Source organism: Frigoribacterium sp. VKM Ac-2859 (assembly GCF_013204925.1).
Taxonomy (GTDB): Bacteria; Actinomycetota; Actinomycetes; order Actinomycetales; family Microbacteriaceae; genus Frigoribacterium.
Genome location: NZ_JABMLC010000001.1, coordinates 1,094,007 through 1,106,595, shown reverse-complemented (window position 1 = coordinate 1,106,595; position 12,589 = coordinate 1,094,007). Strand labels below are relative to the sequence as shown.

At 71.0% G+C, this 12,589-nt stretch carries 11 protein-coding genes; 10 read left to right on the top strand and 1 reads right to left on the bottom strand.

Translation table 11 applies throughout. From position 1 onward, the window contains the following. Positions 1-5 precede the first annotated feature (5 nt). Positions 6-1,196 carry an ROK family transcriptional regulator gene (locus HQQ78_RS05050; RefSeq protein ID WP_056046530.1) on the bottom strand — a complete coding sequence of 397 codons (1,191 nt, stop codon included), beginning with the start codon at positions 1,194-1,196 and terminating at the stop codon, positions 6-8. A gap of 217 nt (positions 1,197-1,413) precedes the next feature. Here HQQ78_RS05050 and HQQ78_RS05045 point away from each other — a divergent pair, with 217 nt between their 5' ends. The 10 genes from HQQ78_RS05045 (at position 1,414) to HQQ78_RS05000 (ending at position 12,425) form a co-directional block, all read left to right on the top strand. Beyond that, entirely contained in the window at positions 1,414-2,157 is a 744-nt protein-coding gene (locus tag HQQ78_RS05045) for a sugar phosphate isomerase/epimerase (protein ID WP_152970255.1), read from the top strand. After that, on the top strand, positions 2,154-3,302 hold the full coding sequence (locus HQQ78_RS05040; RefSeq protein ID WP_056046529.1) for a Gfo/Idh/MocA family protein: 1,149 nt from the start codon (positions 2,154-2,156) through the stop codon (positions 3,300-3,302). Before HQQ78_RS05045 ends, HQQ78_RS05040 begins: the two co-directional genes overlap by 4 nt. Before the next feature lie 141 nt (positions 3,303-3,443). Next, positions 3,444-4,808: a sugar ABC transporter substrate-binding protein gene (locus HQQ78_RS05035; protein WP_233568362.1), complete on the top strand. Its 1,365-nt coding sequence runs from the start codon at positions 3,444-3,446 to the stop codon at positions 4,806-4,808. Between the two features lie 79 nt (positions 4,809-4,887). Further along, a complete protein-coding gene (locus HQQ78_RS05030; protein ID WP_082460311.1) occupies positions 4,888-5,883 on the top strand; it encodes a carbohydrate ABC transporter permease in 996 nt (331 codons plus the stop codon). Next, positions 5,876-6,715: a carbohydrate ABC transporter permease gene (locus HQQ78_RS05025; RefSeq protein ID WP_173151325.1), complete on the top strand. Its 840-nt coding sequence runs from the start codon at positions 5,876-5,878 to the stop codon at positions 6,713-6,715. Before HQQ78_RS05030 ends, HQQ78_RS05025 begins: the two co-directional genes overlap by 8 nt. After that, positions 6,712-7,884 (top strand): Gfo/Idh/MocA family oxidoreductase, encoded by a 1,173-nt coding sequence (locus HQQ78_RS05020; protein ID WP_347342498.1) that lies wholly within the window; start codon positions 6,712-6,714, stop codon positions 7,882-7,884. The genes HQQ78_RS05025 and HQQ78_RS05020 overlap by 4 nt, the downstream gene beginning before the upstream one ends. An 80-nt stretch (positions 7,885-7,964) precedes the next feature. Next, complete coding sequence (locus tag HQQ78_RS05015; RefSeq protein WP_173151323.1) at positions 7,965-8,978, top strand: sugar phosphate isomerase/epimerase; 1,014 nt, start codon at positions 7,965-7,967, stop codon at positions 8,976-8,978. 15 nt (positions 8,979-8,993) lie between these two features. Further along, a complete protein-coding gene (locus tag HQQ78_RS05010) occupies positions 8,994-9,959 on the top strand; it encodes a PD40 domain-containing protein (RefSeq protein ID WP_173151321.1) in 966 nt (321 codons plus the stop codon). A gap of 103 nt (positions 9,960-10,062) precedes the next feature. After that, positions 10,063-10,821 (top strand): response regulator transcription factor, encoded by a 759-nt coding sequence (locus HQQ78_RS05005; RefSeq protein ID WP_056046521.1) that lies wholly within the window; start codon positions 10,063-10,065, stop codon positions 10,819-10,821. Next, on the top strand, positions 10,818-12,425 hold the full coding sequence (locus HQQ78_RS05000; RefSeq protein ID WP_371740358.1) for an ATP-binding protein: 1,608 nt from the start codon (positions 10,818-10,820) through the stop codon (positions 12,423-12,425). Before HQQ78_RS05005 ends, HQQ78_RS05000 begins: the two co-directional genes overlap by 4 nt. Positions 12,426-12,589 lie beyond the last annotated feature (164 nt).

The window sequence follows — 12,589 nt, the reverse complement described above, 5'->3', positions numbered from 1 at the left end:
CGCGGTCAGACGGCGGCGGCGAGCTCGTCGATCGCCGCGGGGGAGAGGGCGTGGTGGATCGCGAGCATGCTCGCGCCCATGAGTCCCGCCCGGTCGCCCGCCCGGGACGGCACGATGCTCAGGTGCTCGGTCGCTAGCGGCATCGACCGCTGGTAGACGACCTCGCGCACGCCGGCCAGCAAGTGCTCGCCGGCCTGCGCCATGGAGCCGCCGATCGCGATGACCGAGGGGTTGATCATGTTGACGCAGGCGGTCAGCACCTCGCCGAGGTCGCGACCCGCCTGGCGGACGGCCTGCACCGCGTCGACGTTGCCGGCCCGGACGAGCTCGACCACCTGGCGGCCACCCTCGCAGTCGTGGCCGAGGGCCCGCAGCGAGCGGGCGAGGGCCGGGCCGGAGGCGACGGCCTCGAGGCACCCGACGTTGCCGCAGTGGCAGACGACGCCGGCGCCGCGGGGGATCTGCACGTGGCCGATGTCGCCCGCGATGCCCTGGGCGCCGCGCTGCAGGCGACCGCCCGAGATGATGCCCGAGCCGATGCCGGTGGCGACCTTGACGAACAGGAAGTGGTCGGTGCCCGGCCAGGCGTGGCTGCGCTCGCCGAGGGCCATGATGTTGACGTCGTTGTCGACGAGGACGGGCACGTCGAGGTGGCGCCTCACCCAGCCCGGCACGTCGACGCCGTCCCAGCCGGGCATGATCGGCGGGTTCACCGGTCGACCCGTGCTGAACTGCACGGGGCCCGGCAGGCCGATCCCGACCCCGATGAGGTCGTCCCGGGTGCGACCGAGCCGGTCGAGCAGGGCGTCCGCCCCGGTCACCATGCCGGCGAGGGTCGTCTCGGGACCGTCGGCGATGTCGATCAGGCGACGGTCGCTGATCAGCTCGACGCCCATCAGGTCGGTCAGGGCGAGGTTGACGTGGCCCGCTCCGAAGTCCGCGGCCAGGACGACGCGCGCCGAGGGGATGAGCGCCACGCGAGAGGGAGGGCGGCCACCCGTCGAGACGGCGTCGGCGGAGGGGCCGACCAGACCGAGTTCGGCCAGGACGTCGAGGCGCAGGCCGATCGTCGACCGGGCGAGGCCCGTCATCGCCGCGAGTTCGGCCCGGGTGCGCGGCACGCCGTCGCGGAGCAGCTGGAAGATCTCGCTGGCTCCGGTGCTGCCGAGGGCAGACGACCTCGTCGTGTCGGACATGGCAGCAGTAAACCACAGCCCTCGGCGACGCCCGAGAGAACCCCGCCGAGAAAAGGTCGACTTTTGCTTGCGGGTCGACAGAAGCGGTCCTATGGTGAGTCTCGGTCGACGCCGACCGCCACTCTTCCGGGGGTGACCGGTCGACGGCTCGACCGCTGAGAGTCCCCGACGGTGCCCGTCGCCGTCGCACATCCACTCGGAAGAGGAGACACCCCTGGTGACCACCGCAAGCCCGATCTCGGTCCAGCTCTACACGGTCAGAGACGCCATCGCCGCCGACCTGCCCGGCACCCTGAAGCGCATCGCCGACCTCGGCTACACCCAGGTCGAGCCGTACGCCTTCGTCGACCGCGTCGACGAGTACGCCGAGGCCCTGCCCGCCGCCGGACTCACCGCGCCCAGCGCGCACGTCGGCCTGATCGGCAAGGACCTCGAGCCGATCTTCGCCGCCGCCACCCGTCTCGGCGTCGGCACGATCATCGACCCGCACATCGACGAGACCCGCTGGGTCACCCGTGAGGACGTCGAGGCGATCGCGAAGGAGCTGGGCGAGATCGCCGACGCGGCCGCCGCCCACGACCTCACCATCGGCTACCACAACCACGCCTTCGAGCTGGAGAACCTGATCGACGGCACCCCCGCCCTCGAGGTGTTCGCCGCGGCCCTGCCCGCGAACGTCGTGCTCGAGATCGACACCTACTGGGTCGAGGTCGGCGGCGTCGACGCCGCCGAGCTGCTCGCCCGCCTCGGCGACAAGGTGCAGTTCCTCCACGTGAAGGACGGCCCGAAGAACAAGAACGACGTCGAGCAGGTCGCCGTCGGGCGTGGGTCGATGCCCGTCCGCGACATCCTGCAGGCGGCCCGTCAGGCCACCCCCGTCGTCGAACTCGACGACCACGCCGGTGACGTGTTCACCGCGCTCGCCGACAGCCTCGAGTTCCTGCAGGGGGTCCGCGCATGACCGACGTGACGACGGCCTCGCGGCCCGCCGTCGCCTCCGACGGCAAGACCGGCCCGGTGGGCGTCGGGGTCATCGGCGCCGGCGTGATCAGCGACCAGTACCTCGGCAACCTCACGCAGTTCCCCGACCTCGAGGTGCTCTTCATCGCCGACATCGACCAGGCCCGCGCGGCGGCCCAGGCCGAGAAGTGGGGCGTCCCCGCCAGCGGCACGGTCGACGAGTTGCTCGCCCTCGACGACGTCGAGATCGTGGTCAACCTGACGATCCCGGCGGCCCACGTCGACGTGGCGCTGCAGGCCGTCGCCGCGGGCAAGCACGTCTGGGGAGAGAAGCCCTACGCCCTCGACCGCGAGAGCGGTGCCCGGCTGCTGGCCGCCGCGAAGGAGGCGGGCGTCCGCGTGGCCGTCGCCCCGGACACGTTCCTCGGCGCCGGTCTGCAGACCGGACTGCGGGTCGTGAAGCGCGGCGACATCGGCACGCCCCTGACCGGCCTCGCGCTCTTCCAGGTGCCCGGCCCCGAGTCGTGGCACCCCAGCCCCGAGTTCCTCTTCGCCTACGGCGCGGGACCGATGTTCGACGTCGGCCCGTACTACCTGACCACGCTCGTGCAGGTCTTCGGACCCGTCGCGAAGGTCACGGCCACGGCGTCGAAGGCCCGGGACAGCCGGGTCATCGGCTCGGGGCCGAAGGCCGGAACGGTCTTCCCCGTCGAGGTGCCGACGCACGTGAGCGCCCTGCTGCAGTTCGAGAGCGGCGCCAGCGCGCAGGCCGTCTTCAGCTTCGACTCGAAGCTGGCCCGCGCCGGCTTCGTCGAGATCGCCGGGACCGAGGGCACGGCCGTGTTCCCCGACCCGAACGAGTTCGAGGGCGACACGACGGTCCACACGGGCACCGACGAGCCGGCGGTCGTCGCGGCCACGGGTTCGACCTTCACCCGCGGCACCGGCGTCGCCGAGCTCGCCCAGGCCATCCGCGAGGGTCGCCGTGAGCGCGTGCCCGGCGAACTCGCCTTCCACGTCCTCGACGTCATGGTCTCGCTGGCCGAGTCCGCCGAACGCGACGAGAGCGTCCGTGTCGACTCGACCCTCGAGCCGACGCCCGAGCTGCCCGAGAGCTGGGACCCCTCCGTCCCGACCCTCGGCTGATCCGGTGAGGTGCCGGCGCCTCCTCGACGCCGGCACCGCGCCTCCTGACCCGTCCACCCCCTGAGCGCACCACCCGCACTACCCGTACCACCGGAGTCACCACAGCACCACGAACCCCCGCACCACCCCTTCCCTCACTCGATGAAGAGAAATCTCGAAGAAGAGACACCAGGAGAAGTCATGCAAACGAAGTTCCGTTGGCTCGCCGCCCTCGCGGTCGGAGCCCTCTCGGTCGGATCGATGACCGCCTGCAGCGCCTCGGGCGGCAGCGGCGACGCCGACACGATCACCTACTGGGCCAGCAACCAGGCTCCGACGGTCGAGAAGGACGCCGAGATCCTGCAGGAGAGCATCGACCGCTACACGGAGGAGACCGGCGTCAAGGTCGACCTCGAGGTCATCCCGTGGTCCGACCTCTACAACCGCATCCTCACCGCCGTCTCGAGCGGCGAGGGGCCCGACGTCCTCAACATCGGCAACACCTGGGCGGTGTCGCTGCAGTCCAGCGGTGCCTTCGTGCCCTGGGAGGGCGACGCCCTCGACCAGGTCGGTGGCCAGGACCGCTTCGTGCAGTCCAGCTTCGCCACCGGCGGTGCCGAGGGTCAGGCACCCACGTCGATCCCGCTCTACGGGCTGTCGTACTCGCTGTACTACAACACGAAGATGTTCGAGGCCGCGGGCATCACCACCCCGCCCGCCACCTGGGACGAGTTCGTCGAGGACGCCAAGAAGCTGACGGTCGACACCGACGGCGACGGCACGATCGACCAGTGGGGCGTCACCATGGCCGGGTCGAGCATCTCGAACAACGCCCACCAGGCGTTCGTCCGGGGCCTGCAGAACGGAGGCGCGCTGTACGACGAGGACGGCGAGCCCGACTTCGGCAACGACGGCGTCGTCAAGGGCGTCAAGGAGTGGGTCGACCTGATGGCGGTCGACAAGGTGGTCTCACCCTCCGACGCCGAGAGCGTGAACGGTTCGGACATGGCCGCGACGTTCGCGGACGACAAGGCTGCGATGTTCTTCGACCAGGCCCCCGACGCGAACCTCTCGGCCCGCGACTTCACCGACTACGCCGCGGCACCCGTGCCGATGGAGTCCGCCGACGCGACCGGTCTGCTGGGCACCCAGAGCCACGTGGCCGGCATCAACGTGAGCGTCTTCGAGAACAGCGGCAACAAGGACGCGGCGATCGACTTCGTCAAGCACCTGACGAGCGACTCCGAGCAGGTGTACCTGAACAAGGCGTTCAGCTCGCTGCCCGTGGTCACGAGCGCGTACGACGACCCGGCGTTCCAGTCGGACACGATCAAGCTGAAGCAGACGATCCTCGAGGACCACGCCCAGCCCATGCCCCTCTACCCCTCCGAGGGGCAGATGGAGACCTTGGTCGGCACCGCGATCAAGAACCTCCTCGCCACCGCAGCCCAGGGCGGTTCCGTCAGCGAGTCCGACGTCAAGTCGGCCCTCGAGGACGCGAACAGCCAGATGAGCTCGGGTCAGTAGCCCGTCCCACCGCCCGTGACGGGGGCGGCCGGTCCGATCGACCGGCCGCCCCCGCCACCCAGGCCCCGAGAGGACCCTCATGACCGTCAACGTCCTGCCCCCCGCCACCGCCGAGAAAGACCTCCCGCCCGACCCGCACCAGCAGGCCCCGATCGAGCCGGCCAAGCGCAAGAAGCACCGATCGCCGCTCGCCTACTTCCTGGTGGCGCCCGCCGCCCTGGCCGAACTGCTCGTCCACATCGTCCCGATGGTGCTCGGCATCTGGATCGCGTTCATCACGCTGAACCAGCTCAGCATCGCCAACTGGGTCAACGCGCCCTTCGTCGGCCTGCAGAACTTCGTCACCGCGCTCGACCCGTCCTCGCCCATCGCCGGCCAGCTGTACGGGGCCCTGGGGCGCACGCTGATGTTCACCGTCATCGTGGTGGCCATCGCCTGGAGCATGGGCATGCTCGGCGCGGTGCTCCTGACCAGCTCGTTCAAGGGCCGCGGCATCCTCCGCACGCTCTTCCTCGTGCCCTACGCCCTGCCGTCGTACGTCGGCACCATCGCCTGGGCCTTCATGTTCAACCAGCGCGACGGGGCCATCAACCGCTTCCTGGTGGACGACCTCGGCATCCTGCAGGACCGCCCCTTCTGGCTGCTCGGCGGCAACTCGTTCTGGGCCATCGTCATCGTGACGGCATGGCAGTTCTGGCCCTTCGCCTTCCTGATGCTGCTCGCCGCGTTGCAGAACATCCCGGGCGACGTCTACGAGGCCGCGAGCCTCGACGGCGCCAGCCTCTGGAAGCAGTTCACCCAGATCACCCTGCCCATGGTCAAGCCGGCCAACGCCGTGCTGCTGTTGATCATGAGCCTGTGGATCTTCAACCAGTTCAACGTGCCCTACGTGCTCTTCGGCCCGGCGTCGCCCGAGCAGGCGACGCTCATCTCGCCGTTGATCTACCAGCAGTCGTTCAACAACTGGAACTTCGGCCTCGGCGGTGCCATGAGCGTGATGCTCCTGGTCGTGCTGCTGATCGCGTCGGCGTTCTACATCCGCATGGTTCTGCCGAAGGGACAACACGATGATTGAGACCCGTGGGTTCAAGGTCTTCCGCTTCTTCGGGCTGGCCTTCCTGTCGCTCGTGGTGGTCGTCCCGCTCTACGTGGTGCTGACCACGTCGATCAAGCCGCTCGCCGACGTCCAGGGCTTGTTCACCTGGATCCCCAGCCGGGTGACGCTCGAGCCGTACGTGCAGATCTGGCAGACGGTTCCGCTGGCGTCGTACTTCAAGAACAGCCTGATCGTCACGATCTCGGCGACGGTGCTGTCGGTGGCCATGGCCGTGCTGGCCGCGTACTCGCTGGCCCGCCTGCGGTTCAAGGGGCAGCGCAGCTTCAGCCTGGTCGTGCTGTCGACGCAGATGTTCCCGGGCATCCTGTTCCTGTTGCCGCTGTTCCTGATCTTCGTGCAGATCCAGCGCACGGTGGGCGTGCAGCTGACCGGCAGCTACCTCGGCCTGATCATCACCTACATGACGTTCTCGCTGCCGTTCTCGATCTGGATGCTGACGGGCTACTTCGCGTCGATCCCGAAAGAGCTGGAGGAGGCGTCGATGATCGACGGCACGGGTCGTCTCGGTGCCCTGTTCCTCGTGATCATCCCGGTCGCCAAGCCGGGCATCATCGCGGTCGCGGTCTACGCCTTCATCACGGCCTGGGGCGAGGTGCTCTTCGCCTCGGTGCTGACGAGCAAGGACACGCGCACGCTCTCCATCGGCCTCCGCGCCTACGCCTCGCAGCAGGACGTCTACTGGAACCAGCTCATGGCCGCCTCGGTCGTCGTCTCGCTGCCCGTGCTCATAGGCTTCATGCTCGTGCAGAAACACTTGATCACCGGACTGTCGTCGGGGGCCGTGAAGTGACCGAGCCGGCCGTGGCCACGGCGGTGGGGCCGGTGGGCGCCACCGCCGGCCCGGCCGGCCGGGCAGCGCCGAGCCGAGGAGGCGCGGGTCGCGTCGAACCCCTGCGCGTCGGCATCGTGGGCGGCGGCTTCATGGCGCGCGTGCACGCCGGCGCCGCGCGGTCGGCCGGCGCCCGCGTGGTCGCCCTCGCCTCATCGAGCGCCGCCAGCGCGGCCCACGCGGCGGCGTCCCTGGGCGTCGACACCTCCCACGAGAGCGTCGACGACCTCGTGACCGATCCCGGCGTCGACGTCGTGCACGTCTGCTCGCCGAACGCCACGCACGCGCCCGTCGCGCTGGCGGCGCTCGCCGCCGGCAAGCACGTGGTCTGCGAGAAGCCGCTGGCGACCTCGAGCGCCGAGGCCGAGGCCCTGGTCGAGGCCGCCCGGGCCGGGCGACTGGTCGGTGCCGTGCCCTTCGTCTACCGCTACCACCCGATGGTGCGCGAGGCCCGGGCCCGCGTCGCCACGGGCGAGGTCGGCCGCGTGCTGAGCGTCCGGGGTTCGTACCTGCAGGACTGGTTGCTCGACAGCGACGACGTCGACTGGCGGGTCGACTCGGCCGCGGGTGGTCCGTCACGGGCCTTCGCCGACATCGGCAGCCACCTGGTCGACCTGCTCGAGTTCGTCCTGGGCGACCGGCTGGCCCGGCTGACCTCGACGACCACCACCGTGCACACGCACCGCGGCGGCTCGTCGGTCGACACCGAGGACGAGGCGGCCGTCGTGTTCGAGACGGCACGGGGGGCGATCGGCACCCTCTTCGTGTCGCAGGTCGCGCCAGGTCGCAAGAACCGCCTCCTGCTCGACCTGTCGGGCACCGCCGAGAGCCTCGAGTTCTCGCAGGAGGAGCCCGAGACGCTCTGGGTCGGACGCCGGTCGGGCACGCAACTCGTGGCCCGCGACGCGGCCGTGCTCGCACCCGACGCCGCCCGCCTGTCGACCGTCCCCGCCGGGCACCCGATGGGCTACGTCGACGCGTTCGCGGGGTTCGTGCGCGACGCCCACGACGCCGTCCGGGGCGGGACCCCCGAGGGGCTGCCCACCTTCGTCGACGGCCTGCGCGCCGTCCGGGTGACCGAGGCGGTCCTCGCGTCCGCCGCGTCGCGCCGGTGGGTCGACCTGCCCTGACCCCGACCGTCCCGACCCCGTCGCCGCCCGCACCGCCCCCGCCGCCCGCCCGCACCCCCGTCGCCCCCGAGAAGGAACCCATGGCCGAGAGCTCCCGCCCCGTCACCCTGTTCACCGGCCAGTGGGCCGACCTGCCCTTCGAGGAGGTCGCGGCACTCGCCGCCGGGTGGGGCTACGACGGCCTCGAGATCGCCGCGTCGGGCGATCACCTCGACCTCGAGCGCGCCGACCAGGACGACGCGTACCTGCGGTCGCGACTCGACGTGCTCGAGCGGCACGGCCTGGGGGTCTGGGCGATCTCGAACCACCTGACCGGGCAGGCGGTCTGCGACGACCCGATCGACTTCCGGCACCAGGCGATCGTGCGCCCGTCCACCTGGGGCGACGGCGAGCCCGAGGGCGTCCGGCAGCGGGCCGCGGTGGACATGAAGCGGGCGGCACGGGTGGCCCGCAAGATGGGCGTCGACACCGTCGTCGGCTTCACCGGCTCGAAGATCTGGCCCTACGTGGCGATGTTCCCGCCGGTCCCGGCGAGCGTGATCGACGCCGGCTACCAGGACTTCGCCGACCGCTGGAACCCCATCCTCGACGTGTTCGACGCCGAGGGCGTCCGGTTCGCGCACGAGGTGCACCCGAGCGAGATCGCCTACGACCACTGGACGAGCGTCCGGGCGCTCGAGGCCATCGAGCACCGGTCGGCCTTCGGCTTCAACTGGGACCCCTCGCACATGCTCTGGCAGGGAGTCGACACGGTGTCGTTCATCACCGACTTCGCCGACCGGATCTTCCACGTCGACTGCAAGGACACCCGCATCAAGCCCGCCAGCGGGCGCTCGGGCGTGCTCGGCTCCCACCTGCCCTGGGGCGACCCCCGCCGGGGCTGGGACTTCGTCTCGACCGGCCACGGCGACATGAAGTGGGAGGACGCCTTCCGCGCTCTCGACGCGATCGGCTACGACGGCCCGATCTCGATCGAGTGGGAGGACGCGGGCATGGACCGGTTGCACGGTGCTCCCGAGGCGCTCGCCTACATCCGTTCACTCCTCTGGAGACGGCCGAGCGCCTCCTTCGACGCCGCCTTCTCGAACCAGTGACGGCAGACTGATCCCATGCCCCGAATCCTGCTGCCCGGCCAACGGAGCCGCCTGCTCGTCGTCGACCCCGCGACCGGCGACGTCCAGGTCGTCCTCGAGAGCACCCGCGTGCTCGTCGAGGCCCCGAACTGGAGCCCCGACGGTCGCTGGCTCGTCGTCAACGGCGACGGCCTGCTCTGGCGGGTGCCCGCCGACGCCCGTGGGGTCGACGAGACGGCGCTCGAGCCGGTGCCGATGGGCGACGTGCCCGAGATCAACAACGACCACGTGATCGTTCCCGACCAGGGGGCCGTGATCGTGAGCGCCCGGGACGGCCACCTGTACGAGGTGCCGTGGGACGGCGTGACCCCGGGCGGCACCGCCCGCCGCGTGACGCGCGACCACCCCGCGGGCCGCAACCACAAGAACTACCTGCACGGCGTCTCGCCCGACGGTGCCACGCTCAGCGTGATCGTCGGCGCCCTGCCGGCGCCGGTCGACGACCCGGACGACGAGGAGGCGCGGGCCGGCTGGCGCACGAACGTCGCCCTGGTCTCGCTCGCCGACGGCGCGACCACGCCGGTGACCGACGACGAGCACCCCGACGACGGGGCCGAGTTCTCTCCGGACGGGGCGTGGCTGTGGGCGAACTCGGAGCGCGCCTCCGCGGGGGTCGCCGGCCACGCGCAGCTCTTCCGGAGCCGCCTGGACGGCGGAGACGTCGTGCAGGTGACCGACGACGAACGGGTCAACTGGTTCCCGCACGTGTCGCCCGACGGCTCGACGCTGCTCTGGGTGTCGTTCGAGCCCGGCACGCTCGGCCACCCCGAGAACCGCGACGTCGTGCTGCGAACCCTGCTCCTCGGTCCCGACGGCCTGCCCGTGCCGGGCCGGGCGCCGCGCGACGTGCTCGCCCTCTTCGGCGGCCAGGGCACGATCAACGTGCCCTGCTGGGCCCCGGACTCGGCTCGTTTCGCCTGCGCCGACTACCCGTCCGCCTGACGCCCGCCCGGCACCCCGGGTGCTCGCGGCCCCCGTGGGTCGCCCGGGGACGATGCGCAGCCTGCTCATCGACCGATCACAGTCGGTTCATAGGAACCGCTCGATACTTGGAGAGGTGACCACAACGACCCCCGCCACCGCCTCGGCCCCCCGCCTCACCCGTGCCGACGGAACGCCCCTCCGAGTCCTCGTCGTCGACGACGAGAACAGTCTCACCGACCTGCTCTCGATGGCCCTCCGCTACGAGGGATGGGACGTCAAGGCGGCCTCCGACGGTCAGGCGGCCCTCGCCACGGCGCGCGAGTTCAAGCCCGACGCGATCGTGCTCGACTGGATGCTGCCCGACATCGACGGCATCCAGGTGCTGGGTCGACTGCGGTCGAGCGGTGACGACACCCCGATCCTGTTCCTCACCGCGAAGGACAGCGTCGAGGACCGCGTGTCGGGTCTCACCGCCGGGGGCGACGACTACGTCACCAAGCCGTTCTCGCTCGAAGAGGTCGTGGCCCGGCTGCGCGGCCTGATCCGCCGGTCGGCCTCGGCCATCAGCGAGGCGGGCGACTCGCGCATCGTCGTCGGCGACCTCGTGCTCGACGAGGAGAGCTACGAGGTGACGCGCGCCGGTCGCGAGATCGAGCTGACCGCGACCGAGTTCGAGCTGCTGCGCTTCCTGATGCGCAACCCCCGCCGCGTGCTGAGCAAGGCGCAGATCCTCGACCGGGTCTGGAGCTACGACTTCGGCGGCAAGTCGAGCGTCGTCGAGATCTACATCTCGTACCTGCGCAAGAAGATCGACGTCGGCGAAGAGCCGATGATCCACACCGTGCGCGGCGTCGGTTACGTGATCAAGCCCACGTCGTGAGCGATGCCCTGCCCGCCCGGGTGGGCTCGCGCCTCCGGGGCCTGGTGGGCCGGGCGCCCGGTCTCGCCGGGCCGCTCACGCTGCGCAACCGCCTGATCCTCAGCATCGTCGCGCTCGTGGTGCTGCTGACCATCGTGATCGGCTCGGTCAGCGTGTTCGTGCTCCAGGCGTCGCTCATGCGTCAGCTCGACGACGAGCTCGAGGGGGCGACGGGCCGCTCCGTGCCCATGGTGAACGCGCAGGGCTCGACGAGCCGGCCCTACCTGACGCCCGACGGCGACGACCTCTCGGGCCCGCGGCAGTCGCCCGGCACCTTCACGGCCGTCGTCGTGAACGGGACGGTCGTGGCGGCGTACCAGGTCGAGCAGTCGGGTCGGGTCGTCACGCCGCGCCTGACCGACGACCTGACCTCGGTCGTGACGACCGTCGCCGGCTCGACCGCGCCCGAGTCCGTCTCGCTCGGGTCGGCGCTGGGGTCGTACCGGGTGGAGTCGCTCGCGGTCGGCTACCAGACGACCACCACGTCGGGCTCCCTCGCCACCACGCCGGCGTACCTCGTCGTCGGTCTGCCGACGAGCAGCGTCGACCGCACCATCACGGTCATGGTGGTCACGATCCTCGCGGTGACCCTCATCGGCCTCGCCGTCGCGATCGCGATCGCCTACGGGGTCGTGCGGAGCGCCCTCCGCCCGCTCGAGCGCATGTCCGACACGGCGCTGCGGGTCGCCGAACTGCCGCTCGACCGCGGCGAGGTGGCCCTCGCGGAACGCGTCGACGAGGCCGACGCCGACACCCGCACCGAGGTCGGCCGCGTCGGTGCGTCGCTCAACCGCATGCTGGGCCACGTGGCCGGGGCCCTCGAGGCCCGTCAGCAGAGCGAGAACAAGGTGCGGCAGTTCGTGGCCGACGCCTCGCACGAGCTGCGCACCCCGCTCGCGTCGGTCCGCGGCTACGCCGAGCTGACCCGCCGCATGAACACCGGACTGCCCCACGACGTGGTCTACGCCATGGGCCGCATCGAGTCGGAGTCGCTGCGGATGACCTCGCTCGTCGAGGACCTCCTGCTGCTCGCCCGCCTCGACGAGGGCCGCGACCTCGTCACGGGCGACGTCGACCTGACCAGGGTCGTGCTCGACACGGTCAACGACGCCCACGTGGCCGGACCCACGCACGACGTCGACGTGTACGTGCCCGACGAGCCGGTGACCGTGTCGGGCGACGCCATGCGCCTCCACCAGATCGTCGCCAACCTGTTGACCAACGTGCGCACCCACACGCCCGACGGCACCCACGTGCACGTCTCGCTCACGGTCGACGACACGTCGGGGGAGGCCGTCGTCTCGGTCGCCGACGACGGGCCGGGCATCGACCCGGCCGTGCTGCCCGTGCTGTTCGAACGGTTCGCCCGCGCCGACAGCTCGCGATCGCGGAAGGCCGGCTCCACGGGTCTCGGCCTCGCGATCGTCCAGGCCGTCGTCCACTCCCACGGCGGCACCGTCGACGTCGCGAGCTCGGCCGGGGGAGCGACCTTCACCGTCCGCCTGCCGCTCGCGACGCCCGCGGGCGCACCCCATCGCGAAGCCGAGGAGGCGCGACTTGCGTGAGCGCGCCTCCTGCGTCTACTCTGTACGAAGCCCAAGACCGCCGGTTGTAGTCGTCTGCTCGCAGACGGGTGCCGAAGGTTCTCGAGAGAGAGCGACCAGCGCAGGTGTGTGAAGTCGTTCCTCTTCTCGAAGAGATCCAGCTCCGTGCGCTTGCGCCGGAGCTT